The organism is Intestinibacillus sp. NTUH-41-i26 (assembly GCF_032769475.1).
Taxonomy (GTDB): domain Bacteria; phylum Bacillota; class Clostridia; order Oscillospirales; family Butyricicoccaceae; genus Agathobaculum; species Agathobaculum ammoniilyticum.
In genome coordinates, this window is the sequence record NZ_CP136477.1 from 2,495,638 (window position 1) to 2,522,624 (window position 26,987).

The window sequence follows — 26,987 nt, forward strand, 5'->3', positions numbered from 1 at the left end:
TTCCCGAGGCTCCTTGCCGCATGCAGCACGACGGCCTCGCACTGCTTTTCAGCTTCGCGCCCATCTGCTTGTGGCTGCGCTCCGCTTCGATCAGTTCATTCAGCCCCGGCAGCGTGCCGCGTATCGTGAATTTAACCATTTCCCACCGCTTCTCCATTTCGCTCCAATTTTCGCTCTAAGCCTTTTTCTCTCGGCAGGTATATAATTCCATTCCCACGCCCGCAAAAACGCGCTGTGCGCCGTCTACGCGCCCGCAATCGCCATTCACTCAAGTTCCGTTCCGACGAAATCGCAGCAAGCATCGCAAATTTAACCACCTGCGCCCCTCCTTGCCTCAAGCTGCTGCTTCACCCGATCGCGCCACTGCGTTTCCCATTCTGACAACTGCTGTCCGGATATCCCCTGTGCCGCGGGCTTCCTGCCGCCGTTCTCAATCCTGTCCCAGACGATCCCGCGCCAGTTGTTTGCCATGCTCAGGCGTATCACATCGCACACCGCCTGTTCTCCGTGCGCCCTGACCTGGTTCTCTATCTCCGCAAGCAGGCTTTTCAGGCCGACCGGCTTGTATGCCTCTCGGCGTTCCTGCTTGTACGCCAGCCATTCACGGACAGTTTCGGCAACAGGTTCCGAAAAGCGTTCGGAGAGTTCAGGCGCGCCCTCTTTCTTAGCTTTCTTGCTTTCTTCTCTTTCTTTTCTTTCTTTCATTGTTGCCCTTTGAGTGCCCTCGGTCTGCCCGCTGTCTGCCCGCGGTCTGTCATCTGTCTGTCCTTTGTCTGCCATTTGTTTGCCATCGGTCTGCCCTTGGTTTGCCCCGTCCGATTGATACCGTTCGTATTCGTTGACGGTGATAACGGTCATGTGCCGGTTGCTCCAAACAGCGATCTCTCCGGTTTTTTTCAGCCGGTCCAGGCTCGTCCGAACCTCTTTCACGCTAAGGCCGGTCTGCTCTGCCAAACCGGCAAGGGAGGTTGCGATCTGGCCACGCTCTATCGTCTTTTCTCCCATATCGCGCGGCTCATAGTTCGCATTCAGCAAAAGGTTAATCCAAAGCAGGAGGGTTTTCGGCTCTTTGTACCACCGCCAATTCGCAAGCGAACGGTGCAGCTTTATGTAACCGTTTTCCAGCACCTTTCCACCACCTCATACACCGCCACGGAAACGCCCGTGAGCGGGTCTTTCTGTTTGCCCACCGCCTTTACCCTGCCCGCCTTGCGCAGCTCGGTGAGCCTTGGTTTTACCGCGTTCAGATCGGAAAAGCCCAGCTCATACGCGATCTGTCGCGCGGTCATCTGCCGGCCGTGCAGGCAGCCCAGTATCATTGCCTGCCGCTTTGCCTTGTCTATTGCTTCATGCCCCTCGCGGCGCGTCTCCTCTGTAATGCTCATGCTGCCACCTCCTAAATCGAGCTTTCCCAATTTTTCATGGCGCTGCAGTAAGAGTGTATCAAGTCGTACCTGTCAATATACTTTTCATATTTCATTGAATTTTTTCCCAAGCATATCTGAACTTGATGCGTTAATAGCGAGGGGACGATATAAATTGTTTTATCCATCTCTGTATTTGCTATCAGGAAATAGAAGTCGCAGGACGGCATCTTCTTTTCAAGCCTAAACGGGTACATATAATACCCATCTTTTGATAAATAGCCGTTAGAAAACTTTACATCGATCCTTGCAACATCATCTATCAGAAGATCGAACGGGTGTCGTGTAGGCATCTTTTCAACGCTGAAACCATTTGTCTCCAGCGCGCTCTTTGCATACTCTTCACCGATCCACCCTGTTTGTGTGCTTCCTGATCGTAACGGGATAGCAAGCCGTTTCGACCATTCCTTTATACCGCCCGTTTTCGCGATCTTGTTACTCAAACCGAAATCACCAGTTACGAGATCCATATCTTCCATAGTTGGAAAGTGTGATATACCGAGAGTGATCATAACTTCTTGTATACCACTCTTTATCTTGTTTTCGTTCCACTTAACACCATGCGAATAACCCATACCGATCACCTCTAAAAAGGACAGTCGCTATCGTCGTCCTCCGGCTCGTAGAAGTCCGAATCGACGTTCGGTGCCTGCTTTTGCGCAGCGTCCTTTTTGCTCCCGCCGGCAAAGTCGATGCTCTCTGCCTGTACTTCCCATGAACGCCGCCTGTTGCCGTTCCTGTCCTCCCAGTCGCGGCTTTCCAGCCGGCCGCGCACGACCGCCATATCGCCCTTATGGAACCATTGATGTACATGCTCTGCCGTCTTCCCCCAGAACACCACGTCTATCCAGTCTACCGGATATTCGCCGTTTGATGCTTTCCTGCTGCGCTGCACAGCCAATACCGCGCTGCATACCGCCGTGTTGCTCTGCGTGTAGCGCAGCTCCACACCATCCTTTAACCGGCCTTGAATGATAATGCAATTCAACATCTGTCCAAATCCTTTCGATATTTCAAATCAGCCTCGTTCCAATCCGGATATAGCCCTTGCAGGTATTCCCGCAGTTCCCCGCGTATTTCCTCCCGCTCTGCACTCTGGTCAAATCGCCGGTGGCAGTCCGCGCACAGCATAACAAGGTTCATTTCCCGTCCTAAGCCGCCGTGGGAGCGCGGAACGAAGCTGTACCGATGTAAAACGTGTTTCACGTCTCATACCGTTCTCGCCTCCGGCTTCCAGTCGTTTACCCATCGCAGGATATCCCCTGGCGGCGCGGTCTCAATGTCCTGGTCTTTGCAGTCCTGCACGACCAGATCAATCAACCGCCCCATCTGGCGGGTGTCGTAAGTAGAGGAGCCGTAGTAGCAGCACAGCAGGTTTTGCCCCGCGTCCTCCACGACCCAGCCAAGCCCCTGTGATTCCCACAGCGTCCATATCAGCTTTCTTTGCGCTTCGTCAATGTACGGAACAAAGCGGGAATTATCTCCGATTTCTATGATGTAACTGCGGTAAATATCCTCCTTTCTAACGCCGGACACCGCAGCCAGCATGCCGCAAAGTTTCCAGAAATAACGATTCGCTTTCGAGCTGCGCCGTTCGATTTTCCGCTTGATCTCGGCGATAAACCACTTGCCAGCCTTCATAAGACCGATTTGCTTCCGTGCCATCCACGGATTTTTCACCCGCAGGCACAGCCACACGCCGCGCTCATCCCGCCGCACCTCGGCGCGGTCAAATTCATGCGTCAAGCGCGTTCATCCTTTCCAGCTTTTCGGTCAGCTCGATCAGCGCCGCATTCATCTTTACGATGTCGCCCGCGTCCTGCGCATACTGTTTTTCCCACATATCCTTCGCCATCGCATCATCACCGGCGCAAATCTGATGAATAATTTTCTGCACTTCCTCAGCCTTTTCCCGTGCCGCTGCAAGCGCGGTTTCTGCTTTGGTCTGCTGTGGCTTGTGTTCGTCATGCCACTTTTTATAACACGCCATGCACATTTGCTTTCCTGTATTTTTCTTCGTACCCTCTATGATACTTTCCACACTGTTTTTTTCGGTTGCTCGGATTGCTTTTCCGCACTCCTCGCAGATTTCCGGCGCTTCTCCCTCGTCCAGCCATGCCGCCAGCTTTTCGCCGAGCGCTGGGGTGATGATCTCGCCGTATCCGTCCAAAAAGGTAGTGTCCTTACTCGCTGTCGCGGTGTGGGCTCGGTCGATATTCAGCACAATATCAAACTCGTACTCTGTATCGTCGCGCTGCACCGGCGCAAGCCCCAGCTTGACCGGCACCTGCTTCCCCCGTTCGTTCTCTTCAAGGGCATATTCCATCTTGGAGCGCAGCGTCACAATAACATGGCAATCTGACGCGAGAATGGTGTTTACAAGATTGTTCTGCGCCTTTCCCGCCTCTGCCCATGCGGTGTAGCTTGTCTTGCCTGGGCGGCTGGCGATCTTGTCCTTGAGTTCCAACACGCCGCCCTCGTTACTCCATGCGTGGGAAAAGCTGTCCACGATCACCACACCGTCCGTGCCAACCACGCTTGCCGCGTCCGCCACAAGCGCTTTGTACCGTTCGGGGGAATAAGGCGGGTTCATTGTGCAGTGTAAAAACTCGCCTGTCCCTAAATCCTCACGGTTTGCATAAAACAGCGCGCGGTCATGCTCGGTATCCAATACCGCGATTTTGCCCCAGTCCTTTGTCATGCCATAGGCAATGTACAGCGCGCCCAGCGTCTTTCCAGAACCCGAAACGCCCGTAAGCGCCATGCGCAGCTTTGCTTTTTTGCGTACTGCTTTTACAAACATACTCATAGGTTACCCTCACTTGATCTGCAAATTTCTGTTTTCCACCAGTTCCGCACCTGGCACCAGCTCCCCTGCCTGCAGCAATTTCTTTATTGCGGCCTTGTCCGGCTGGCGGTCTATCTTGACCTTGCACAGGTCGTCCGGTATCTCAACATCACTTAAAATGTTTACAGCCGTACTCTTGCGGAAAGAAAGTGCCGCCCTCGAGGTTTCTATCTTATCCTTGCCCACCGCCGCCATGCTCTGCGCCAGATGATTTTTCAGGCTTTCCGCACGTCTCTTCGCCGCCGCTTCGCGCGTCTTGAGGTTATCCATCTCATCATGGATCGCTTTTGCCTGCGCCAGCAGGCTCTTAATAGCCACCGCATAGGCTTCCGCTTTGTCCTCGAACGCCGCGTCCAGCGTATCCACGGCCTCAAAGCCCACTACTTCGCCGGTTTCTTCGTCCACCCGCAGCGCATCCATTGCCGCCTGAAACTGCGTGGTCAGCTCATATAAATTCGTACTCATATTTTTCATCGCTCCATTTCTGATAAATCGCGTCTATGTCCGGTTCTCCACGATCGTCCTGCTCCATCGGTTCCAGCCGTCTTTCCAGACAGCCGGTTAATGTATCTCTTGACATTTTCGTTCCTCGTGTTATTCTATAAGTGTGTTATTGTCTTTGCCGCTTTCCCAGTTGACGCTGGGGAGCGGCTTTCACTTTTCATTGAACAGTTCTTCAAACGGTATCCCTGTTATTTCTACCAGCTGCCTGCAAAGCAACAGGCGCGGTTCGTGCCGGCCGTATACATAGTTCTGCATTGTCGTTTCACTTACACCTGACATCTCAGCCAGCCGACTGATAGAAACGCGGTTCGCCCGCATCCACGCTTCAAGCGCGGGGTAGATAATCTTGTATTTCCTACCGTACACTTTCCATCACCGTAATCTTTCGCGCAAGCGGCTGTAAGTATTTCGGGTCCGGCTTCTGGTTGTCCGCGATCGAGTGGAACGTCTCTGCATTTTCCTTTGTTTTGCGTCTCAGCTCACGCATTTTCTCGAAATTCACGCGCCCTTCCTCCTTTCGTTTATCTCGTGCTGCGCCTCCTGCTGGGCGTGCTTCTCCATCAGGTACCAACCAATCAGCCCGCAAATAACGCTGCAAACGCATAGCGTGCCGAGTAGCCCAACTGGGAAACTGTCTTGGCCGCACGCCGCTATGAATGCACTGGCAAGGCACAGGCCACAGAACAGCTTGTACAGTTTCACCGCTTCCCCTCCACATTTCCGATGCGGCGACGCGCTATATCACTGGCAATGTCGCCTTTGTAATACTTCGCTCTGCCGCCTACCTGTACTCTCGGAAGGGCAGATGCTTTGCGGGCCTTTTGTGGATTTCCATATCCATATATGTTCGCAACCTGTTCCAGCGTTAAAAATATCGTTCCTGGATACATTCTGTCCAAGTCTCTAACTGCTTCTTGTCGTGCGGCCGCATAAGTAATGGTTTCATTCATCATCTTTGTTCATCCCCTTTCAGCTTTGTAAGCTCCACCTCGTCCTCTCGTATTCCAAGGTGCGCCGCAACCACTTGTTTAATTAGTGATGTATTGCTTCTCGATGTTTGTATTAGTTCCTGGACTGTCATGTTTTCTTTGTTAGGCATTAAAATTCCTCCATTCCTTGCCAGAGGTAGGAGGATATGGTATAATGTCCTCGATACCTCGTAGCCGTATTACGTGGTGTCACGCCCTGTCGGATGTTCCTACCCATCCGGCGGGGCATTTTTAATCTTTGGAAAACGCCTCTTCATACGTCAGACCGGTATATTTAAGTATTCGGTCGATGGTTTTCTTTCGAGGTTCTGCTTTCCCTGTTAGTATTTGGTAAAGTGTTGCATAGGAAATCCCAAATTCGTTAGAAAAGCCACGACATGTTAATCGTTCTTGAACAAGGAATTTTCTTATATTTGGATAAATGCATGCATTTACAATCTTTTCGTTACTCCTTATTCTCTCAGTTCTCAATTCCTCGGAAATGTATTGCTTTGATACACCAAAACGATTTGCAATTTCCTGTATTGTGTTTCCTTCAAGACGCATTCGGAATGCCTCTACTTTTTCGTCGATCGTCATTTCATTCTCCTGACTATGAGTATAGGCGGATTGTCATTCACCGTCGCCACCCTGTCTGTACTTTTCATCCAGATAGTCCTGCGCCCGCTCGTCCGCTTCCGCTTCAATCTGCATCTGCCCGATCAGCCGTATGATCTCGCGCTCCCTGCGCGCCTCGCCTTTCTTGCTGTATTCTCCCGATGCGATCTGATGGCACAGGTCAATAATGCGGAATGCGCTGTTTGAGATTTTTTGTAAATTCATGGTTTGTTTTTCCTCCTGTTGTGTTTTCTTGCCTCCCCTGCTGTGATATACTGGAAGCGGAAGGGAGGTGAAAATATGTCAAAGCATGTCATTCATTTTTATGGCCCAATTTCAGCATTATCGTTGCAAGAGTTTCGCAATGTGACACTCCAAGCAATATGTCAAGGGCAAGCAAGTGAAATTTTAATCTTGTTGTCCAGTGAGGGTGGTGACCTTAATTCTGGATTTACAGCATATAATTTCATCCGTGAATTGCCTGTATCGACAACATGTATTAACATGGGTTCAGTCGAATCTATTGCAGTTATGCCTTTTCTTGCTGCTGAAACACGCCTTGCTATTCCTCGATCCCGTTTCCTGCTCCATAGCTTTCACTGGGGCTTTAACTCCGGTGCCGTAGACCATAGCCGTCTGTCAGAGCACAGTGAATCACTTACTTTCGACCGAGAGCGATATGTTTCTATCTTCAATGAGAGAACTCAAGCGCTCCAAACTGGTTTTGACATCGCCCAATGCCTCGATGGCGCGTTTGAAATCCTCGATCCGGACAAGGCAGCAAAGATTGGACTGTTGACCAGAGCCGCCGCTCCCGCGTCCCCTATCATCAATCAATCTGATGTCCATTGGTGGCCAAGAATGGTATAAGCTCATATCTTGACTAATTTTTTGTCCATCTATAGCAAGTTCAATTTCCCTTGTGTCTCGTTTCTGCCGCTCTTGTACCGCCAATACAAGGGCGGCGATTTCTTTTGGGTCGCCTTTGATTGATATTTCCAATTTGTTCACCTCTTATGTTTTCTGGTTTTCTCCGCTGTGATATACTAAAAGCGGAAAGGGGATAAAAACTATGATTCTTGATAGCAAAAGTCGAAAGTTACTTAAATTGATAACATCCGAGAAACCGCCTGAAACTACACGCTTATTCACGTTTGACTATGTAATGAACAAATTAAATATATCTCGTGATGAAGCCTTTGCCTGCATTCGATATCTCGATACATTAGGATATATAGAATGTACTTATAAAAACATCGGTTTCAATTTTCTTCTCGGATTTCGCGCCAGTCACAAAGGATACAATTATGCGGAATTTTGGCGTTTACAATTACTTGAAGAAATTCTTAAATCCGTTCTGCTTCCGGTCGTTGTTTCTATCCTCACAAGTCTTTTGATCACTGCATAATAAATGTTTGCAGAAAGCATCCTGCAATTTAGAAATGCAGTCTTTCATATCCGCATTTAGCTTTTCTGGGCTTTCCCATTCCCCATCAAATTCAGCGGTTATGGTGATCTGCGGAAGTGCCGGAACAAGATCCCCGTTTCGGTTCATAGCTGTTCCTACATAGCAGTCTGATGCCACTGAAATCTTTGCTTTTTTCTCAAAACAGTACTTTGCGTTCATTTCCTATCTCCTTGCTTACGCTGTAGGTTTATTCGCTTCCGAACCGCGCCCCAGCGTCTTTATAACCTCATCGTGGGGCGGCTTTAATCTTTCATGTTCCCCGATACCAGATACAAGTCTGCGTTGTTCTCTCTCGCACCAAAAAGCACCTTTCCGTCTTTTCCTCTGGCCTTGCCATCTTTCACGATGGATATATGCGCGTTGTCCAAATGGATTTCACCACAGAAATTTCCTATTTTCATACTGCGTGGAACAGGCACAAACACATGCGCCAGCTCTCTCGGGTTATGCGGCTGCGCTGCCATGTTTTTGATCGCCTCATTCACTCGCTTTACAAACTCATTTGTTGTGTCTATTCTCATTCACCTCTCTCCCGATGCGTGTTTGTCCTGTTTATCGAACTTGATGCGACATATGCTATAAAGGCTCTCTACTGATTTAGACAAATGGAAGAACGCGCTCCCCAACAAGATAATCGATATGGTTTGGAGAATTTCAACAATCATGCCATTCGCCTCCTTTCATAATGCAGGTTTATCAACGTCACTTCTCTGTCCATCCTCCTTTTGAGGTATCCAGAGGAATAATTTTCGGTTTGTGTTTTGATTCTTTGTTCTTCATAACGCTGAACATCAGGCCATTCCCAATGCGTTTTCCGTGCTTATGCCAGCATTTAGATTTGTTCATGATTTTTTCTTTCATAGGAAATCCTCTCGGGCGCTTTCTTGTTATCTTCCCTTTTACGTGATAAAATCGGAATAGAAGGGAGGTGAAAGTATGTTTGTTCAAGCGACAATCTCATGCGAATGCGGTTGTATTTTTGATACCGAGTTCCAGAAAAGTTCCGTTGAAAATCCACCTGTATGCCCACAATGCAAAAAGAAGATGGATAAACAATCCTGGGAATCTTTGCGCGATATTATGTCAAGAACTTCCGACTTCAATCAGCACATTATCAAGTGGAATCTGGAGCGAGGGGAACCGCGCATGCTTGTTCCCGCAATCACAGCCCGCACTCTTTGAGCATCCTCGCCTTTAGATCGTAATTCCCCAAATGAATCGTCTCTAAGGTAAAGCACATCACATCAAAGGCTGTTCCAGGCATCAGGTTCAGGTTGTACTTTTTCAGCGCATCAGTAATGGCAGTTACCGCGCCGTCAAGGTTTTCCTGGCCGTTCAGTGCTTGGGACAGTCTTTCCTTTTCCATCAAGTGCTTCTCTGCGTCCATTTCTTCACCTCCCTTCATGGTGCAGCCTTGTCCACCTTCCAACCTCGTGATACAATAAGCGGGGAGGTAAACTGTCATGGATAATAAACTTTGCACCGATTGTCGTTCGCCCAGCGAACATGTTATTGAGAACCCTTCTTTGCAAGCCCTGAAAGAATCTTTTTCGGCATATCAGCAAATGCAAAATAGTATCGTTGCAAGTGCATGCACGCTACAAAGCCGCATGGAATCCATGTTGCAGCAGCGCATCCAGCTTGTAAATCCAACTGTTTCGCAACTTACCCAACTCCTGAATCAGTTATCGCAACTAACTGCGCAGGAAATCCAATGCTTTCAGGAGAATTTTAAGCCTTCTGACGAATTTGTCGAATCACTAAATAACACCTTGCAAAAAGCTACGGATGTGAGCGATGAAACAACAGGAATCCCTCGCTTGTCATTAAGCAAGTCTTTCATCAAAGATAATCTATTAGGAATCCTAACGCTTATCATAACTATCATTTTTCAGTTTGCTCCCAACGCAGAATATCAGGAAGTTATTAGGCAAAACGAACAACTTATTAAGCAAAATCAAAAAATAATAGAATTAGATGAAAAACGAAGCGATCTCTTGCAGGATATTGCAAACACTGTCCACCTGCTGATCGATGATAGCGACATGGTCAGAAATGCTCTGGATGCTTTGAGTGACCAAGAGCAGCCCATCACTATTAAGCTGGATAAAGCTGTACATTCTCCAACCCAAAACCAGAACACTGACAGTGAGTAGGAAAACGGCGATTGACTGTATCCTTACTGTTCGTTCCAATCTGCTGATCCGTTCGCCGTCCGATAATGGCGAGCGGATTTTTTTGATGTGCGTTGCCGTTCACCTCCTTTCATGATGCGTGTCTGTCTGCTTCTTTTTCGTTTTCTTGATTTTTGGCAGCTACAACACCCTCCGCAAAGCCAATCAGGTATTCTTTCTTATTATCAGGAAGTGCTTGAAAGGCTTCGGAAAGCGTGCGTACAACCTTACGATCTTCTGGTTTCATATTTTCACCTCCTTGCGGTTCATTATAATCTCTTTGCAATGTTATTATATCGCAACGCATTATATTAGTCAATAATATTTTCAAAAAAAATATTGCATCGCGTTAAAAGTTGTGCTATACTTTGCTTATCATAGGAGGTGATCTTAATGAATGAGCGAATAAAAGAGCTGCGCAAAGCTTTGCAACTCAATCAAACTGAATTTGGGTCACGAATAGGAGTAAAGCAAACCACTGTTGCTGGATATGAAAATGGAACAAGGGTTCCTTTAGATGCCGTGATTTCCTCTATTTGCCGAGAGTTCGACGTAAACGAGGATTGGCTCCGCAATGGAGAGGGCGAAATGCTTATAAAAAAAACTCGGAATCAAGAAATAGCCGAGTTTATGGGTGATATTCTAAAAGGCGAGCCGGACTTTCGACGCAGGCTAATCGCCGTATTAGCTCGCATGACACCAGTGGAATGGGAAATGCTCGAACGCAAAATGAATGAAATCGCTAACGAGCCATAAAAAAAGCTGCTTTTTCAAGCAGCTAAGTGATTTTATTTAAGCAAGTGAATGGAAAATCTTAGTATTAAGTCAATTTCTTCTGCATTTGCTATTTTAAGAAGATTTTCTATTTCATCAATCTTTCTTTGATCTTCTCTGCTTTGTGCATCGCTAACGACAATCCTTGAATTAATACTTTCCATGTCGGTTTCTCCTTTGTGTTTAGTCAACCAAATACGCTATCTCTCTGTACTCATTTGGTTGCTTCCTGATGCGCCATTCTCGAGAACATTTGTTCGGTGTTTTTATTCTAATCCTATGAGGAAATAATTTCAAGTGCTATTTCTCGACACAACAAGATAAGTCCAATATTCAGGACTTTTGAATTGTAAATAAAAAAAGCCTGCCCGATGCGTCACCATCGAAGCAGGCAGAGGGTGTATCGTGTTCCCCCAAAAAGTATTATACAAAATTGGCAGGTTTTGTCAATAAGGGAGGATAAAAGATGAAATGCTCAAAATGCGGAACGGAATTTGAGGGTAATTTTTGTTCTAATTGCGGTGCGCCAGCAAAGCCCGCCTCGTCTGAATCTAATGAAATTTCCAGACCAGCTATAACACCCCCATTAAATCATGAGTATTACGACAAAGAGGGGGATTTGATTGATCTTGCGGTGATTTATGGAGTATATAAAACACGAATCGGAATGACAGACTTTTTCCGTCTATGTACAGACTATACTCCGCAGCAAGTCAGCGAAGCGGTTACATATATCGAAAAAAATATTACGCCTGCCCCATACAGTAAATCAGATGCAGCGAGAATGAGAAAGCAAATCGAGGCTCCAATTATTGCTTTGAACAAAAGTCGCGGGATACCATCTTCTTATACCCGTGTTTCTTATGATGGCGGTTCAAATGACCGCTTAAAGATGCTTTTGGTTTCTTGGATTCTTGGATTGGCATACTCCATTTACATAGTATTCTATTTTTTCATCAAAGCTTCATCCGCTACCGATACCATATCGGCATTAGGAACGGGAATTGCCGCCATGTTAGTTACGCCCCATATTATATGTGTCGTAATCGCCACTATATTTAATATCGTTGGATGGTATATGAACAAAAGAGGGTTTGTGCTAACTGGTGCCATTCTTTATGCAGTGTCCATTTTAATGTTCCCGCTATATTTTCTTTTTGTCGTGGTGCAAACCGTACTTTCCTTTGTTGGATTTGCTAAAATGCCGAAAAGCTAATTTATAACGGAGATATTCAGAAAGGGCTTCAACAAACGCCATGACCGAACCACGCATGATCGTAATATGCTCCAAATGCGGAACGCCATGCCTCGTTCTCGGGTACGATAAAGCTACCTGCTCATTCAAATACGACTACTCCAAGCCTTGCGGAAAATGCGGCGCTGCCGATTGGGTGGCGCATGAGGTCGGGCGAAACTGGAAAACAGGACTTTGGGAGAATACAGAGAGGCACATTTGACAAATCAACATAGAGCGGTTATAATAGACATAGAAAAAGGGCGCAACCGGTTGACGGTTATTCCCAAAGATTTAAGTCAGAAAATGACCGCTATCATTTGGACGTGAGGGCGGTCATTTTCTTTTGCATATCTGAAAAATCAGACTGGCAAATGCCACGAGCACCATAAGAAGCTGAAAAAGCTCCGAGTATGTAACCATAGCACCACCTCCCCTCTATGGGTTCGGTGGGAATAACCGCCAACCGCTGGCACGGTTGCGCCTTATCCACAGGATAACACAACAGCTTACAAAATACAAGAAAAATCCCGCCCCAGTGTTTCAACATTAAGATAGGGCATATGTTTTTATATATCTAATAGTTTTTTCAAAAGTTGCGGACCTCAAATAAATATTTTTATTTGATTTACAGGTCCCAAACAATGTGCTATAATTATTATGCAGATTAGTGGGACCGTTAGGAGGTTTTATAACTATGGAAAGGATGCCCAAAGCAACCCATAGCGGAAATTGGGAGGTTAAAAACTCATCTGGAGAAGTAATTGAAATAGCCTGTTATGTGATGGATAATGGAGAACGGGTGCTATCATTGCGTGGAGCGTCACGAACAATGGGGCTCGTGGGCGGTGGAAGCACCGCTCTGGTGCGTAATTTGAATGCCAGATGGTTATCGTCATATCTGAGCGAAGGATTGAAGCAGTGGCTCTATTTAGCAAACCGAAATGAGCTTCCTCAATATATTTCTGATAAAGGGAAAAAGTTTCTTCCTTTCGAGGCATCGCTTTTTGTAGATTTGTGCAAAGCATACGTTGACGCTTTGCATGACAACATCCAGATGACAGATTCACAACGTGCTATTGCAGACAGAATGTATGTAATAATGACCGCGTTTGCGAAAACGGGCCTCGTCGCTGTTATCGACGAAGTAACTGGCTACCAAGATGAACGCGATCGAACAGAATTGCAAAAAATCCTATCAAAATATATTAGCGAAGAGTTGATGCCATGGACCAAGAGATTCCCAGACGAATTTTATAAGCAAATGTTCCGACTAAAAGGATGGGATTACCATGGAAAAGCGAAATCTCCGTATGCAGGAACTATCACAAACGACTATATATATAAATATCTTCCTGCCGGTGTACTTACGCAGTTGCGAGAAAAAAATCCAAGGGATTCAACAAGCAAAAACCGTAAGCACCGACACCATCAGTTTTTGACTGTAGATACCGGCGCAAAACATTTAGATAACCAGCTTCAGCAAACCATAGCTCTTATGAAAGCATCAGATAATTGGGAAGAATTTGATCGGTTGTTCCATCGTGCAATGGGTGAGCCTTGTCAGGAAAAACTTGATGATTTCTAAGTAAAAATCCCGCCCCTGTGCTACCAACACAGAGACGGGACATAGGGCAGAAAACTTTGAACAGGGATTCTGCCCTTTTATTCTATCAAGAATGGGAGGAAAAAGCAATGGCTAAAAGAAAAGACCCAGGCACATCGGACGGATATTTTCGACATACCTGGACATTCGAGGGAAAGCGATATTCTGTTCGCGCCAAAGATGAAAAAGATTTATGGCGTAAGGTCGCGGAAAAGCAACGGCTTTTGGAAAGCGGCATGATTACCACAACCGAAAACACGCCTGTAAAGAAGTGGTTTTCGGACTATTTGGAAACATACAAGCGCGTATCTGTAACGCCTCGAACTTATGAGCAACTTGTTGCATACTGTAGAAATTATATTTTCCCTGCGATTGGGAATACGCGAATTAAGGAAGTCAAACCTATTGACTTGCAGCGCATTATGAACGGATGCGCAGGAGGTTCGAGCAGTCAGGCGAATAAACTAAGAAACCTTATTCGCGGTGCATTCAAACAGGCCAGAATTGATCGTGTCATAATCTACGATCCCGCCGAAGCGCTGCAACTACCGGAAACCAAAAGCGGGACACACCGCGCTATCACCACAAATGAAAGGAAACACGTTTTAGAGGTGTGTGAATCGCACCGTGCAGGTCTTTGGGTACTGTTTATGTTATACACCGGTGCGCGACCGTCGGAAACGCGTGCAGCGCTTTGGCAGGATATCGATTTCGACCGCCATATTATCACGTTACATAGCTCAAAAACCGACTTTGGCGATCGGCGTGTACCGTGTCCTGATGTCCTGTACTCGCGTCTGAGCGCTGCGCAAGGCGAAGGGTATATATTTACCCAACCTACTACGGGAAAACCTCACACCAAAACATCTATGAGGCAGATGTGGGAAACATTCTGTCGTGCTGTAGATGTAAATATGGGAGCGAAAACGTTTCGCGGCGCTGTTGTGCCAGAAACTTCGGTGATCGCTAACGATCTTACGCCATATTGCATGCGACATACCTATGCAACTGATTTGCAAACCGCAGGCGTTCCAATCAATGTTGCACGCGAGTTATTGGGACATAAAACGATAGATATGACATCCAGAATCTATACCCACCTTTCCGACCAAGCGTTTACAGATGCCGCCGAAAAGATTCTGCATTTCGAACGACAACAGGATTTAGGAAAAATATGTCGAATCGGTTAATGTGTCACTTGGCGTGTCACCTGTTTTTATGAACGCTTTCAAGCATAGACCTTTAGCGGTTTATGAGTATTTCAACGGATGCCTTTTAAGCAGGGTGTCCGGGGTTCGAATCCCCGCTGGATCACCAATTACGAAAAGCCCGCCCTGCGCGGGTTTTTTCATTTCATCAAGACGTGGCGCGGGTTTTGAGTGTTTTTGAAACGTATTTTTATTTTTCTAAACAAGCATCAAAAACGCCAAAAAACCAAGTCATGCAACACGAAATGCAACACGAAAAAGGGGAGGCCGAAGCCTCCCCTTTCACTTGCTCGCCGCATTGGCTGCTTGCGTACATTGTCGTTCTTTGGTATAATTTGATTAAGGCGCAGCCGTGTCCGCGGTTGGCGGTTATTCCCACCGAACCCATAGAGGGGAGGTGGTGCTATGGTTACATACTCGGAGCTTTTTCAGCTTCTTATGTTGCTCGTGGCATTTTCCAGTCTGATTTTTCAGATATGCAAAAGAAAATGACCGCCCTCACGTCCAAATGAAGCGGTCAAATTCTTTGATCAAGTAGTTTGGGAGTAACCGTCAACCGGCTGCGCCCTTTTCTATGTTTAGTATACCTGCCTTAAGCGGAGTTGTCAAGAAAAGGGTTATTTCTTTTTTACAAGCCGGTAAAATCTGGCCGCCTCGGAGTATGTCATCCCTGCCGCCTGCAAATTTGCAATCACCTGCGCCTTTTTCCCTTGCGCTGTTGCGATCGGGTAAACCTTCCGGTAATCTTCTGCGGACATGCCGAATCGGCTGAATTTCCGCTGCGCCGCGTCGCTCATTTGCGTAAGGATAAAACTCGTCGGGTTGGAGTAGTCCACATCGAGGTCTTTCGGAATATACATCCCGTCGTTAATGATGTTCTCATCGATCAGGTGTTTCTGCTCTGCGGAAAGCCCGCTCTGCATCAGGTAGTCACGCTTCAGGGCATTCTGTTCGCCTGCCCCCAGATCGGGATTGTTGTCCTCTATCCGTTGGAACTCATAATAAGCGCGCGCATAATCCGCTGCCGGTACTTTGTCCGCAATTGCGGCATACTTTTCTTCCTGATTGTCGCTGATGCCGTTTATCACAAGGTTCTGTATGGTTTTCTGCTTCTGACTGTCGTTCAGATTATCGTCCGACATGATCTCGCTGACAATATCCGTCATATAGTCATATTTTTTGATACTCTTGTCGGTTTCTGCCTTTGCGTCCGAAATAGATTTTTGCGTTTGGTAAAGGGTATACGCCCATGATGGCACGCCATTCTGCTCCGCATCTTTCGCGCCTGCGATCCAGCCCTCAAGCTGATAGCCGTCGATCGTATCCATCCTGCCCATCGCATCGGCATAGTCATATACTTTCGATACCAGATCCTTTTTATCCTGATTGCTCATATTCTGGTATGCATCCGTATCAACAATCTTGTTCAACATATCGAATGATGCCTGTCCCCGACGGTTGGAATATTTCAGCCACTGTTCGGCAGTAAAATTATGCTCCTCGCCATTGACCTTATAGCTCTTTTGCGGCTTGCTCGGCAGCACTGCGGAATCCCCTGTCGCATTGTACAGTTCCCGCAGCGCGTTTTCTGCGCCGGAAGCGGACCTGTTCCCGATGTACCCAGGCGAAAGGAAGTTCTCGAACGCCCGCAGCACCCAGTTTTCCGTCTTGTCCGGCCTGCCCCATACATCCGTATACGCCGGCTGGTTCTGTGACAGGCCGGGGATTTTATTCGCCTGGCGCTGCAAAAACGTCTGCACGCTGTCAGGAACCCAGTTGTCTTTATCCGCATAGGTCGTGCGCCGCGTGTCGTCTATCGTGCGCGCGATCTGGCCGGACAGCGTCGGGACGACCTGCCCCGCATAGTTCTGCGCTATGTTTCCGGCAATCGCAAAGAGCGGGTTTGTCTGGCTGTAGGTTGCGCTTTCGATCGTGCTGCTGATGCCGGAAAGCATCGTCATGTTGATCATCGGCTCGAACAGACGGGAAAGCGCATCGGTCGCCTGCTTGAACACCTGCTCCCCGTCGTCGTACTTCTGTGTCAGTGCGTTGTAAAATTCCGCGCCGACAAACATCGGGAGCGCCGCGGGGGCCGCCCAGTCGATCGTATAGGAATACGGCCCGATATTCAGCGCATATTCCTGCGAGCCCTGCGCCGCCTCAAAATTGCGCTCCTTATCGTTCTCCGGACTGCTCGCGGAAAGCAGGCCGTTGGACGCAAGGAAGTAACCCACCAGCGCCAGCGACGTACCCGTCAGCCCCTGCGAAATATGGTCGATCGCATCCGTCGCGGTCATGGTCCCCTTTCTCACCTGCCCAAGGTCATAGGTCAGTCCCTTTATCAACCCAGCCGGAGAAAGCTCGAAGCCGCGCTTTGCAATATTGATCGGCGTGCGCTTGAACGGGAGCAGGCCGCCGATCGCCAGCCTGGTCGCCTTGTTTTTGTTTTCGATGCGCGCAATCGCGTCGGCCAGCGCGGAAGCGTCCTGAAAGGTCGCCCGCTTCGCGTCCTGTATTGCGTGCGTCCGCGCCTGCTCCAAAATATCGGCCGGCACATTCCCCCTGCTCGGGTCGATGCCGCGCGCGGTCAGAAAATCGGCCATGCTGTTGATGTAGGTCATGCGCTTGAAAATCTGATCCTCCACGTCCAGCGCTTTGTTTGCCGTGTCCATTACCGCCTGCAGGGGCTTGGGGAATATCTTTTGCCTGCGCTGTACCTCGGACATTTCGGAGGTATAAGCGTCCCCCGAGATCACGCCTTTCATTTCCGCATAGTCCGCTTTCGCAAATTCCTTTGCCGCGCTGTTCCGCGTCAGGGAGCGCGTGCGCTGGTTCGGGTCCATTACAAAAGCCTTTTGGAGCGTTGCGCTGACCTTGTTGCTGGCGCGGGTCGGGATTTGATAGACAATGTTCCCGACTACATTTCGGATGTGCGTGCGCGGGTTGCCCAGCATCGCAAAATACCGCCATGCATTCAGCCGGTCCCCAAGGGTCGCCGGTATCTGTGCGGCAACGTCGTTGTATATCGCGTCCATCGCCGCGTTTGCATCTGCGTCTGTTTTCGCATCCAGAAGCCCTTGTGCAAGCGCTTCGTCAATGGTGATCTGCGGCGCTTTGCCGCCCCGTTTCTGGTTCAGCCCCTCCTGAATGTTGTTGACCGCTTTCTGGATGTAGTACAGCTTCCCCTCGCTTGTGGTGCGCTTGAGCAGGCGGAGCGCCTGCACGCTCTGTCCTGCCCTCGTTCCCTCGGCCGCGATCTCTGCCGCAAGCTGCATGGCAAGCCGCGTATCGCCTGCCGCCGCCGCTTCGGAATACAGCACCTGCGCCAGAACAATGTCGTCCTTTCCCGCCGTGCGCCGCCCGCTCGTTACATCCTCCCATTGCGCCAGCGCGCCGTCGTAGCCTTTTTGGGCGATGGTGCGCGCCGCAGCGTCCAGGCTGCTCTTATCGCTGCGCGGATTGTAGGAGAACAGGCCGTTTGCCACGTTCTTTTCAAACTCCGGTATCATCTGCTCCGGCGTGGCCTGCGCCTCCATCGCCGTGCGCGCGAACCGGCGCACTCGGTCGCTCCCGTCCGTCGATTGGGGAACATCGACCTCGCGCGCCCGCGGCGCTTCGCCCTGCGCTATCGTCCCGTATTCGTTTGCCATGCGGGTATATGGGTCAAAGTTTGCCGCAGCCGCCCCCACCGACGAATCAGGTGATACGCCCTGCGCGGGCTGGATGATGGGACGGATAGGGTCATTTTGTGCAGCGGGGGTATTGCTATTTCCGTTTGTTTGGGATATACTATTATCAGATAGACCTGAACTTGTTTGGACTCCGCTGCCAGGGAATGACTGGTGTACAGCATCCACTTGTTTCAGGTCTATTTCGTCTATTACTCGATAAGTTCGGAAATTGTTTCTATCTCGATGAACCTCCACATCAAAAGTTGTAATAAAAGGTTGATTATCGATAGTTAATGGCGTTTCAAAATAGTCGTACCGAGTGACATCCCCTGCTTTTGACCTGTTTTTATTATAATTTCCGCTTCCGACATATTTACCATTTGCCACCAACTGATCTATCATATTGAAAACGGCCAATTTTTCAGATGTCATTCGCGGATCAGAGGCCACTTTTCCGGCAATATTCGGATTTAATGTTACATCATACGGCTGTCCGTCGAACGTCACGCCTTTTACCGTTACCGTCCGCGCGCCGCCGTTCTGCTGGAATATGTTCTGCAAAACGCTTTTCATCGTCCGTGCAAACGTGCCGCCCTGCTGGCTGGCAAAGATCGCCTGCTGTGCGCCCTCCACGTCGGCTTTGCCGATCTGCAGCGGGCGCGTCTGCGCTTCCGCGCCGGCGTTCTGCGGCATTTTCCCTGTGTACGGGCTTTGTATCGTTGTCGCCTTACCCGCCCTTACCGGAGCCGCGCTTGCATCCACGGGTGCCTGCTGGATGTTCGGCCGGATCGCGGCTTGTGCGCCTTGTATTTGCGGGCGCACCGGCGTTCTCACCGCGCCAAAGCCGCCGCCAAGGATAGCGCCCGCGCCGAAATTCTGGAGCGCGCGCCCCAGATCAAACACGCCGTTTTCTCCCGCCCATGCCTTGTCCGGACTGTACGTCCCTTTCTCAACAATCGACTGTGCCAGGTCCTGCAGGACTTCCTCGGAGCCCTCCTCAAGCGCTGTATTCAGCGCATTCCGCAGTCTGGACGCGCTGCCCTGCGGAACGTCAATGCCACCCATGGTTTCTATTCCGGCGGTAGCGGCCGAAGAGAGGATGGCCGAAAACGCGGCCTCCGCGTCCGATGCTCCGGCCGCTTTCGCCCTCTCGTAGTCCGTCCCCACCGTGGACGCAAAGCTGCTCATGTATCCCGCGTTCTTCGTAAGCTGCCGCGTGATGTTGGAAACAATGTCGTCCGCAGCTCCGGCCAGCGTGCTGCCTCCCTGCGCCGCCGCGCTTGTGCCGCCCGACATTACCGCGATGACCGCCTGCGGGATCATCCCGAGCGCGCTCTGGTACAGGTCGCCTATCGCGCCTCCGATTTTCCCGCCGCGCTCGTAGTTGTACCGGCGCACCTTTTCCTGAATATCCTCGTTCGTCTGCTTTGCCGCATCAATCTTGTCCTGCACAAATTCCGGCGTGATTACATCCGGAAGCAGGAAATCAAGCGTAGAGTAAAATCCCCTGTTGATTCCCGCAACGCCCGCCATGGTGTTATGCCCTAATACCGAAAGCGGGGTTTGCGCGTTATAGCTCTGCTGCGTCCGCACCTCCTCCGCGACCGGAGCGGAGAGGTTCACGCCGGCGTTATTATAGGTTTCGCCAGTTCCAGGCAGATAGGCAAGGTTGTATTTTTGACGGATTGCGTTGTTCGCTTCAAAAAGCGCCTGTTTCTGCGCGTCGTCCGCGAAATGCCATGCGACGCTGTTTGCGGTCAGCTGGTCCAAATCTGCCTGCCGCTGCGCCCTCGTCGTCCCCCGAACCGCGGGCAGCGGGGAAATCGCTCCGCCTCCCCCGCTGAACCCTCCGCTCGTTCTGCCCGTGCCGCTCCCCCTCAGTTTCAATGTACAATAAAAAGCCCCACCTTGACACTGGCGGGGCTTATGGTATAATATCTATAAAAGGGGCGTTGCCGACGAGCGGTTGACCCTGAATGAGGAAGTTATGAAATAACCGCTACATTTTGGTCGATGGGGCGGTTATTTCGCGTTTATGGTCAAAATATGTAGCAATAAGATTGCACATATCAAAACTCGGAAGAGTTTTATGCCCATAAGCACCACCTCCCTTTTACAGGAGAGTGGCCAACCGCCCGCCGCTGGGAACGACAGCGCCCGACATATTATACCATCGCACGCCGCGCTATGTCAATTTGCCGCCATCGGGCGGCTTTTTTATTTCTGTCCGAGCTGTTTGACAATCTGGTTTACACCCGTCGCCGCAAGGCCGGACACAATGCCGATTGCAATTGCCGTCAGCGGGTCGTTTGCGCCATACTCCGGCATAATCCGCATCGCTGCAATTCCCAGCACCGCGCCGGAAATGCCGCAGATAATCGGCAGCCACTTGTTGTCAAGCGCCGTAGCCTTTACGGTCTGTGCGATCAGATAGCAAATTACCATGATTGCCGGAATCGCCGTAAATCCCAAACTTTCCATAAGTACGCTCCTTTCAAAGTCCAATTCTTGCAAGCAGGAATGCGATTACTGCCGCCAGAACTGCCCGTACCGACTTGTCCACAATGCTTTCCCACCGTCTTGCAGGCTTACTTGTAACCTCCGCGACGGTAGCGGTCAGGCTATCCAGTTTCTCAATAATGGTGTTATACCGTTCCTCCTGTACCGCGCTGTCCTGCTCCAATGCGCGGATACGGTCAAAGAACTCCTTGTGCGTGTCGCCCGCCCTGTCCATCCGCTTTTCCAACGCTTCCACGCGGGCAAGCGTGATGCACTCGTGCGGATTGTTTGTTCATTGGTTTTCCATAGGCAAGTGGGGCGGTTTGACCCGCCCCGTCACCTCCTTCCTGGTCAGCCCTGCAGGAACCCGTTTTCAATCAGCAGGTTCTTGTACATCATACTTTCCTTTTCAGCTTTCGCCTGTGTTTTTATATTGTCACGCCATTTCAAATACTGTCATAGCTCCACCCCGTCATAGCCGCGATAAAATCCACGTCCGCGCGGAGTTGCTCTTCCTGCGTCGGTTCCGGCTCCGGTTCAGGAGGTCGGGCGGTCGGCGTAATATCCACCAGCGCGCCGTCCTCAATCGCCAACTCGCAGTACGGGCAGTAATACGCGCACAGGGTTCAAGACTGACAGGGACAGCCACCCATTCGGTGCTTGTCCGTGGTGGAGGGTGCGCATCTGTCTGGTAACTTCATTTACAATGAGCATCATTCAACACCCCATTTCTTCATTGCAATGTATTTGTATAGCTTTTCGTTTGCATTTGGCATCGTAGTGCCATTGAGTGTGCCAGTAAGAGTAACGCCTGTATCAGACCAGGCCAAACTAATCGAATAGCTAACGCTCGCACTAAACGGTGATCGAATTGCTGTTTGCTCTGGGAAAATCACGAATTGGGACAATTTAGCCAAATCCGAAGTTTCGTTATAAGCGCTATAAATCGCAACCATCGCGGGCTTAAATCCTACATCAATAGTTGCTTTTGTTGTACCGTCGCCTGTATATTCTCCCGTCACATACCCTCTCGCCCACGGGTCTTTGATTTCCAGCCACTCATCCAGCGGGCTATACGCTGTTACTCCCTCTGAATCGATCATCTGTCCTGCGGTTATGCCCTCGCATGTGCAGTACCCGCCAAAGCCGGTTTTGATGGTTTCGCCGTCCTCGCCGGATTCAAGGGCTATTGCGTCTTTGGAGTTGTTCAGGAACGAGCCTGCGATTTGGTTGCCGAATACTTCAAGGATGGTGGTTGTGCCATAGAAGGAATTATTATTATTGGCGTATGCGATAAGAACTTTATTATCAGTAACAGCGATGTATGCCCGAAGCATATTCAGCATTTTTAATGGTTGTTTCGGCTGTTCCATTAATGACGGTTGCAGAACTTTCTAAACTGTTTGATGACCATACAAAGACGACTTTATTTTTATCTGCATTTGCCGCTAATACTTCGCCAGTTGTATTTGCCCCGCCATATACTGTGTTTGTTAAATAGAAAGTTAAGCAAATGAGCACGAAAAAGTTAAAGCAGGCAGCACCTGTTGATTCTATATGGGCACGAATGTCAAGAACCGAATTGAAATGAACCGCTATTTTTAGGTGCGGCAAAAAGGACACAGAAAACCAAGCCACCGGAAATTTTGACTCTGGCCCAGAATGGACAGGTTCAGGATAAGATCAGGCTTCGAGACTATCCAGATGCTTTTTCACAGTGGCGTAGTAAATGCGCAGGAATTTGTTGGCGGAGGCCATCATGTAAACACGATAGGGCTTTCCCTCAGCACGTTTCTTATCCATGAATTGGTACACCGGCTCATCGGCGGAGGAACGCTGGAAAATCACGCTCATCACCAGGAACAATGTTCTGCGCAGAGCGGAGGAACCCCGTTTGGAGATGCTGCGGCTACGGACTTCCATCTGGCCGGACTGGTATGGAGGGGCGTCGATGCCCGCGAAGGCCACCAACGCTTTCTTGGAGTGGAAACGGCGCACAGCGCCGATCTCCGCCATAAGCTGGAGCCGAGAGCCGGATCACAACACCGAACATCCCCATCACAATGGAGTACTCCGGCAGCGATGCCGCCAGAGACTGCATTTCTGAGCGCAGCCAGTGCAGTGGATACAGCCCAGAGTTGGAACACCGCCTGCTCTATCAGGAGCCTGGTCGTATTGGCCTTGGGCATGACACTGAAATGTCCACAGGCGGAGGTATAACTGTCCAGCGCCTTATCCTGGCTGAAGTTGTAACCGTGTTTGTTGCACCACCTCTGGTACTTGGCTGTAAAAGCCTTTTTGGTTAACCCACAGACACACTCACAATGCGGGAAAGCAGCTACAAAGCCTATCCATTTCTCGCTGCCATTCGCCCTGACAGGGCTGATAAACAGGCGGTTTGCATCAGGGAAAGCGGTGGCGAGCAAGGAAATCCGGTTGTTTTTGAGCATGGTCTGCACCTTGGCACATTGCTGGTACTGTCGGTATGTGGTTTTCAGCATGAGCCGTATCTCATCCTCTGGGATGTACTGGGCATCGCCAGCCAGTGGTCAAGACCGTAATTGGCCAGCTTGATCGCGTCTTTCTTGTCGGTCTTGGCCCGCCGTAGACTGTTACTCCCGTAGCCATGCATCAGCATGGCGTTCACCACGGAACCGTAAAACTCGGAATGGTAAAGGAGGCTGGCAACCGGCAAATGGCAGTTCCCCGCAGTCTCCATCAGTATGCGATTTTCGCCGTCCAGTTCCCACAGCAGTTCGGACAGTTCGTACAACTCAACATCTGTGTGTCCCACCTCAAAGGGAGGGGGCACCATCTCTCACAAAGCCCGCATGACGGCGATCATGCTTTTGCCGGCAATATTGTAGTAGCGGCAAATAAAGCATCGGATTACAGGCAGAGGCAAAGGAAGATAATGAATGTTAGGCCATTGATTCTGTAAGCGCTGGCAGTGTCGGCATTTTAATATCCCCTGTGGTATTTTTAATTTCAAATCCTCTGAAAATTTCTTTGTGCGCTATATATTGAAATGTTTTATTTTCGAGGTGGAAAGTATTTACAGCAAATCATCAATTCAGCTCTTGACTTATTGAATATCCTCTTGTATACTTTTGAAAGATTGAAAAAAAGGATTGAAAGAACTATCATGGACGACGCCGACAGTAGCGACGCTGACCGAAGTAATATTTGCTGTAAACTGAATATCGTTAATATAGGCATAACCTGCGTCTAATCGTTAGATAGCAGGCTATGCCTTTTTGTATTTCTGTTTGCTGATCACCGCTGAAAGGCGGTCAGAATATCAATTTTATCAAAGAAAGGAGTGATTGATCCTTTATGGATCGACACAGGCAGACACCTTGGCACACACTGAAACTTACGGAGGTCTATCAGGCTCTACATACCTCCGAGAAGGGATTGGCTGATGCCGAGGCTGTCGAAAGGTTAAGAAAAAATGGGCGCAATGAGCTGTGCTCGAAACCGCCAAAAACAATCCCGCAAATGCTGAAAGCGCAAATCCTTGACCCGATGGTACTTATCCTCATCGGCGCGGCTGCTTTTTCCGCAATCTTACAGGAGTGGACGGAGGCGGCTGTAATCTTTACCATTGTTATTTTCAACGCCATCATCGGCATTGTGCAGGAAAAGAAAGCGCAATCCTCTCTGGAAGCACTGCGCAATATGAGCACCCCCACAGCCCGTGTATTACGTCAAGGCGAAGAGAGCGTCATTTCCGCCAGCGAACTGGTAGTGGGTGACATTGTAATACTTGGCGATGGAGATATGGTTCCGGCGGATCTGCGCTTGATTGATTCTGCAAACTTAAAGGTTCAGGAGGCTTCTTTGACAGGGGAGTCTGTACCCTCCGAGAAGGATGCGGAAAACATACTGCCAGAAGTCTGTCCCTTGGGGGACCGCAGCAATATGGCGTACGCCTCCTCCATTGTCACATACGGGCGAGCGGCTGGAGTTGTAGTAGCCACCGGCATGGATACTGAGGTGGGTAATATTGCCGGTCTGCTGGACAATCAGGACGATATGGATACGCCCTTAAAACGCAAGCTAAATGCGGTTGGTAAGACCTTGACTGTTGTTGGCCTAATTATCTGCACCCTGATTTTCGCTATCGGCACTTTTTATCACCGTCCGTTGATTCCACAGTTTCTTCTTGCAATTTCATTGGCGATTTCCATCATTCCAGAAGGCTTGCCTGCCACAGCTACTATTGTGATGGCTTTAGGCGTACAACGTATGGCGAAGCAAAATGCATTGATTCGCAAATTACCCGCAGTAGAAACTCTTGGCAACGCCACTGTCATTTGTTCTGATAAAACCGGTACTCTTACCCTCAATAAAATGACGGTAACTCATATTGCAGTCAACGGGGATTTTGAAACCGGCACAACCACTCCAGTTGAAAGTGTTGCAAAACAGCATCCCGAAGTATATAGGGAATTGGTTTATGCATCAGCGCTCTGCAACGATGCCAGTATTGACCCGGGCAGAAAGGGAGCGGTCATCGGCGACCCTACCGAAGGTGCGCTGATTTATATGGCGCGGGCATTCGGAATCGATCATGAAGAGCTTGAGGATAAATATCCTCGTGTATTTGAGCAACCGTTTGATTCAGAACGAAAAAGAATGACCACGGTTCACCGCATCAATGGAAAGTGGACCTCTTATACTAAGGGCGCAGTGGATGAAATGCTCCCACTATGCACACATATTCTCACATCAGAGGGTGTACGTTTTATTACAGAAGCCGATCGGGATAACATAGCAGGACTTTGTCTTTCCATGTCGAAAAATGCACTGCGTGTGCTTGGTTTTGCCATGCGAATACTCCCAATACTGCCGTCTGATGACGACGAAAGTGTAGAGTTTGACATGACCTTTATCGGCGTGGCCGGAATGATTGACCCCCCTCGCAAAGAGGTAGCCGACTCTGTGCGCATCTGCCGACGAGCAGGTATCCGAACAATTATGATCACCGGCGACCACAAGGCGACTGCTCTTACCATTGCAAAGGAATTAGATATTTACCGGAAAGGTAATACGGTCATATCCGTTGAGGATCTGGATGCGATGACGGATGATGAATTAGACGATGCGGTGAAAACAACAACTGTATTCGCCCGTGTATCCCCTTCGGATAAACTCCGTATCATCCAGAGTTTGAAACGCTCCGGTGAAGTAGTGGCTATGACAGGCGATGGCGTCAACGATTCTCCTGCCCTGAAAGCAGCAGATATAGGAGTAGCAATGGGTGTCACCGGCACAGACGTGGCAAAAGATGCCGCTGACATGATCTTGCTGGATGACAGCTTTACCACCATCGCTTGTGCCATCAAGGAAGGTCGTCGTGTTTACCGCAATATCCAAAAGGTGATTCAGTTCCTACTGGTCGGTAATATAGCGGAAATCCTGACTTTGTTTATTGCAACCCTGTTTAACTGGGCTGCACCGCTTCTGGCCGTACACATTTTGTGGGTAAACCTCGCCACAGCTACATTGCCTGCATTGGCACTGGGCATTGATCCGGCCAGCAAAAATATTATGAATCATAAGCCGGTAAAATCAGGCACTTTGTTTGAAAAAGATCTGGTGCGCCGTGTTATTACACAGGGTATCTTTGTGGCGGCTATGACCATCTGTGCTTACTGGATTGGTGCAAGCATAGGTAGTCATGTGACCGGCCAGACAATGGCTTTCTCTGTGCTGGCATTTTCACAGATGCTGCGAGCTTTTAACCAGCGCTCAAACACAGAGCCGATTTGGGTGCGAGACGAGGGAATCAATCCCTGGCTGATCCTTTCCTTTGTTGCCTCTGCAATTCTGATGGCGTGTATTCTATTTGTGCCTACGCTTCAAAGTTCGTTCCAACTGACCAGGTTGGATGGCACTCAATGGTTAATTGTGGCGTGCCTGTCCCTTATGTCAATTCTTCAAGTGGAAATTGCGAAAATAATAAAAAAAAGCAACCATAAATAA

34 protein-coding genes and 1 pseudogene are annotated in these 26,987 nt (G+C 49.3%); 9 read left to right on the top strand and 26 right to left on the bottom strand.

From position 1 onward, the window contains the following. The first annotated feature begins 20 nt into the window (after positions 1-20). Complete coding sequence (locus RX717_RS12860; RefSeq protein WP_316960360.1) at positions 21-179, top strand: hypothetical protein; 159 nt, start codon at positions 21-23, stop codon at positions 177-179. Positions 180-309: 130 nt separating this feature from the next. Here the strand turns inward: RX717_RS12860 and RX717_RS12865 are convergent, their stop codons facing one another. The 14 genes from RX717_RS12865 to RX717_RS12930 form a co-directional block, all read right to left on the bottom strand. Next, positions 310-1,128 (bottom strand): hypothetical protein, encoded by an 819-nt coding sequence (locus tag RX717_RS12865; protein ID WP_316960361.1) that lies wholly within the window; start codon positions 1,126-1,128, stop codon positions 310-312. Then, positions 1,107-1,385 (bottom strand): DNA gyrase, encoded by a 279-nt coding sequence (locus RX717_RS12870; protein WP_186950181.1) that lies wholly within the window; start codon positions 1,383-1,385, stop codon positions 1,107-1,109. The genes RX717_RS12865 and RX717_RS12870 overlap by 22 nt, the downstream gene beginning before the upstream one ends. An 11-nt stretch (positions 1,386-1,396) precedes the next feature. Beyond that, positions 1,397-1,999 carry a hypothetical protein gene (locus tag RX717_RS12875; RefSeq protein ID WP_316960362.1) on the bottom strand — a complete coding sequence of 201 codons (603 nt, stop codon included), beginning with the start codon at positions 1,997-1,999 and terminating at the stop codon, positions 1,397-1,399. A gap of 11 nt (positions 2,000-2,010) precedes the next feature. After that, positions 2,011-2,415 carry a single-stranded DNA-binding protein gene (locus RX717_RS12880; RefSeq protein ID WP_316960363.1) on the bottom strand — a complete coding sequence of 135 codons (405 nt, stop codon included), beginning with the start codon at positions 2,413-2,415 and terminating at the stop codon, positions 2,011-2,013. A gap of 218 nt (positions 2,416-2,633) precedes the next feature. Beyond that, the gene (locus RX717_RS12885; protein WP_316960364.1) at positions 2,634-3,170 is read right to left on the bottom strand and encodes a hypothetical protein; all 537 of its coding nucleotides are present in this window, start codon (positions 3,168-3,170) and stop codon (positions 2,634-2,636) included. Beyond that, entirely contained in the window at positions 3,160-4,233 is a 1,074-nt protein-coding gene (locus RX717_RS12890) for an AAA family ATPase (RefSeq protein WP_316960365.1), read from the bottom strand. Before RX717_RS12890 ends, RX717_RS12885 begins: the two co-directional genes overlap by 11 nt. Positions 4,234-4,242: 9 nt before the next feature. Next, positions 4,243-4,737 carry a siphovirus Gp157 family protein gene (locus tag RX717_RS12895; RefSeq protein WP_316960366.1) on the bottom strand — a complete coding sequence of 165 codons (495 nt, stop codon included), beginning with the start codon at positions 4,735-4,737 and terminating at the stop codon, positions 4,243-4,245. Continuing rightward, positions 4,718-4,852 carry a hypothetical protein gene (locus RX717_RS12900; protein WP_316960367.1) on the bottom strand — a complete coding sequence of 45 codons (135 nt, stop codon included), beginning with the start codon at positions 4,850-4,852 and terminating at the stop codon, positions 4,718-4,720. Before RX717_RS12900 ends, RX717_RS12895 begins: the two co-directional genes overlap by 20 nt. 74 nt (positions 4,853-4,926) lie before the next feature. Then, on the bottom strand, positions 4,927-5,031 hold the full coding sequence (locus RX717_RS12905) for a hypothetical protein (protein WP_316960368.1): 105 nt from the start codon (positions 5,029-5,031) through the stop codon (positions 4,927-4,929). 100 nt (positions 5,032-5,131) lie between these two features. Beyond that, positions 5,132-5,278 carry a hypothetical protein gene (locus RX717_RS12910; RefSeq protein ID WP_316960369.1) on the bottom strand — a complete coding sequence of 49 codons (147 nt, stop codon included), beginning with the start codon at positions 5,276-5,278 and terminating at the stop codon, positions 5,132-5,134. Continuing rightward, complete coding sequence (locus tag RX717_RS12915; RefSeq protein WP_316960370.1) at positions 5,275-5,478, bottom strand: hypothetical protein; 204 nt, start codon at positions 5,476-5,478, stop codon at positions 5,275-5,277. The genes RX717_RS12910 and RX717_RS12915 overlap by 4 nt, the downstream gene beginning before the upstream one ends. Then, a complete protein-coding gene (locus RX717_RS12920) occupies positions 5,475-5,729 on the bottom strand; it encodes a hypothetical protein (RefSeq protein ID WP_316960371.1) in 255 nt (84 codons plus the stop codon). The genes RX717_RS12915 and RX717_RS12920 overlap by 4 nt, the downstream gene beginning before the upstream one ends. A gap of 267 nt (positions 5,730-5,996) precedes the next feature. Next, the gene (locus tag RX717_RS12925; protein WP_316960372.1) at positions 5,997-6,344 is read right to left on the bottom strand and encodes a helix-turn-helix domain-containing protein; all 348 of its coding nucleotides are present in this window, start codon (positions 6,342-6,344) and stop codon (positions 5,997-5,999) included. A gap of 33 nt (positions 6,345-6,377) precedes the next feature. After that, complete coding sequence (locus tag RX717_RS12930) at positions 6,378-6,587, bottom strand: hypothetical protein (RefSeq protein ID WP_316960373.1); 210 nt, start codon at positions 6,585-6,587, stop codon at positions 6,378-6,380. Between the two features lie 75 nt (positions 6,588-6,662). On the opposite strand from RX717_RS12930, the gene RX717_RS12935 reads away from it, so the two are divergent. Beyond that, the gene (locus RX717_RS12935) at positions 6,663-7,232 is read left to right on the top strand and encodes an ATP-dependent Clp protease proteolytic subunit (RefSeq protein WP_082397378.1); all 570 of its coding nucleotides are present in this window, start codon (positions 6,663-6,665) and stop codon (positions 7,230-7,232) included. A 460-nt stretch (positions 7,233-7,692) separates the two neighbouring features. Here RX717_RS12935 and RX717_RS12940 read toward each other — a convergent pair whose 3' ends face one another. The 4 genes from RX717_RS12940 to RX717_RS12955 all read right to left on the bottom strand — a co-directional run bounded on the left by RX717_RS12940 (position 7,693) and on the right by RX717_RS12955 (position 9,217). Further along, a complete protein-coding gene (locus RX717_RS12940) occupies positions 7,693-7,989 on the bottom strand; it encodes a hypothetical protein (RefSeq protein ID WP_316960374.1) in 297 nt (98 codons plus the stop codon). Positions 7,990-8,072: 83 nt separating this feature from the next. Continuing rightward, positions 8,073-8,351, bottom strand: coding sequence for a hypothetical protein (locus tag RX717_RS12945; RefSeq protein WP_316960375.1), 279 nt, complete (start codon positions 8,349-8,351; stop codon positions 8,073-8,075). Positions 8,352-8,532: 181 nt separating this feature from the next. Then, a complete protein-coding gene (locus tag RX717_RS12950; RefSeq protein WP_316960376.1) occupies positions 8,533-8,691 on the bottom strand; it encodes a hypothetical protein in 159 nt (52 codons plus the stop codon). Positions 8,692-8,992: 301 nt separating this feature from the next. Further along, positions 8,993-9,217 carry a hypothetical protein gene (locus tag RX717_RS12955; protein WP_316960377.1) on the bottom strand — a complete coding sequence of 75 codons (225 nt, stop codon included), beginning with the start codon at positions 9,215-9,217 and terminating at the stop codon, positions 8,993-8,995. A 76-nt stretch (positions 9,218-9,293) separates the two neighbouring features. On the opposite strand from RX717_RS12955, the gene RX717_RS12960 reads away from it, so the two are divergent. Beyond that, entirely contained in the window at positions 9,294-9,986 is a 693-nt protein-coding gene (locus RX717_RS12960) for a hypothetical protein (protein ID WP_316960378.1), read from the top strand. Between the two features lie 109 nt (positions 9,987-10,095). Here RX717_RS12960 and RX717_RS12965 read toward each other — a convergent pair whose 3' ends face one another. Next, positions 10,096-10,251 (bottom strand): hypothetical protein, encoded by a 156-nt coding sequence (locus tag RX717_RS12965; protein ID WP_316960379.1) that lies wholly within the window; start codon positions 10,249-10,251, stop codon positions 10,096-10,098. A gap of 146 nt (positions 10,252-10,397) precedes the next feature. Here RX717_RS12965 and RX717_RS12970 point away from each other — a divergent pair, with 146 nt between their 5' ends. Beyond that, positions 10,398-10,760, top strand: coding sequence for a helix-turn-helix domain-containing protein (locus tag RX717_RS12970; RefSeq protein WP_316960380.1), 363 nt, complete (start codon positions 10,398-10,400; stop codon positions 10,758-10,760). Between the two features lie 32 nt (positions 10,761-10,792). On the opposite strand, the gene RX717_RS12975 is transcribed toward RX717_RS12970, so the two are convergent. Beyond that, the gene (locus tag RX717_RS12975; protein ID WP_262564080.1) at positions 10,793-10,942 is read right to left on the bottom strand and encodes a hypothetical protein; all 150 of its coding nucleotides are present in this window, start codon (positions 10,940-10,942) and stop codon (positions 10,793-10,795) included. Positions 10,943-11,244: 302 nt separating this feature from the next. Between RX717_RS12975 and RX717_RS12980 the strand changes: the two genes are divergently transcribed. The 4 genes from RX717_RS12980 to RX717_RS12995 all read left to right on the top strand — a co-directional run bounded on the left by RX717_RS12980 (position 11,245) and on the right by RX717_RS12995 (position 15,338). Beyond that, entirely contained in the window at positions 11,245-11,994 is a 750-nt protein-coding gene (locus RX717_RS12980) for a zinc ribbon domain-containing protein (RefSeq protein ID WP_316960381.1), read from the top strand. A 715-nt stretch (positions 11,995-12,709) separates the two neighbouring features. Beyond that, positions 12,710-13,600: a P63C domain-containing protein gene (locus RX717_RS12985; protein ID WP_316960382.1), complete on the top strand. Its 891-nt coding sequence runs from the start codon at positions 12,710-12,712 to the stop codon at positions 13,598-13,600. A gap of 107 nt (positions 13,601-13,707) precedes the next feature. After that, on the top strand, positions 13,708-14,808 hold the full coding sequence (locus tag RX717_RS12990; RefSeq protein ID WP_316960383.1) for a tyrosine-type recombinase/integrase: 1,101 nt from the start codon (positions 13,708-13,710) through the stop codon (positions 14,806-14,808). 185 nt (positions 14,809-14,993) lie between these two features. Next, on the top strand, positions 14,994-15,338 hold the full coding sequence (locus RX717_RS12995) for a hypothetical protein (RefSeq protein WP_159068174.1): 345 nt from the start codon (positions 14,994-14,996) through the stop codon (positions 15,336-15,338). A gap of 105 nt (positions 15,339-15,443) precedes the next feature. Here the strand turns inward: RX717_RS12995 and RX717_RS13000 are convergent, their stop codons facing one another. The 6 genes and pseudogenes from RX717_RS13000 to RX717_RS13025 all read right to left on the bottom strand — a co-directional run bounded on the left by RX717_RS13000 (position 15,444) and on the right by RX717_RS13025 (position 23,841). Then, the gene (locus RX717_RS13000; RefSeq protein ID WP_316960384.1) at positions 15,444-20,267 is read right to left on the bottom strand and encodes a hypothetical protein; all 4,824 of its coding nucleotides are present in this window, start codon (positions 20,265-20,267) and stop codon (positions 15,444-15,446) included. 447 nt (positions 20,268-20,714) lie between these two features. Next, entirely contained in the window at positions 20,715-20,978 is a 264-nt protein-coding gene (locus RX717_RS13005; RefSeq protein ID WP_054326343.1) for a phage holin family protein, read from the bottom strand. 13 nt (positions 20,979-20,991) lie between these two features. After that, on the bottom strand, positions 20,992-21,252 hold the full coding sequence (locus RX717_RS13010; protein WP_242977917.1) for a hypothetical protein: 261 nt from the start codon (positions 21,250-21,252) through the stop codon (positions 20,992-20,994). A 190-nt stretch (positions 21,253-21,442) separates the two neighbouring features. Further along, the gene (locus tag RX717_RS13015) at positions 21,443-21,565 is read right to left on the bottom strand and encodes a hypothetical protein (protein WP_256435243.1); all 123 of its coding nucleotides are present in this window, start codon (positions 21,563-21,565) and stop codon (positions 21,443-21,445) included. Between the two features lie 144 nt (positions 21,566-21,709). Next, a complete protein-coding gene (locus RX717_RS13020; RefSeq protein WP_107631648.1) occupies positions 21,710-22,369 on the bottom strand; it encodes a hypothetical protein in 660 nt (219 codons plus the stop codon). A gap of 310 nt (positions 22,370-22,679) precedes the next feature. After that, positions 22,680-23,841: pseudogene (locus RX717_RS13025) on the bottom strand (IS110 family transposase). Between the two features lie 491 nt (positions 23,842-24,332). Between RX717_RS13025 and RX717_RS13030 the strand changes: the two are divergent. After that, complete coding sequence (locus RX717_RS13030) at positions 24,333-26,987, top strand: cation-translocating P-type ATPase (RefSeq protein ID WP_107631647.1); 2,655 nt, start codon at positions 24,333-24,335, stop codon at positions 26,985-26,987.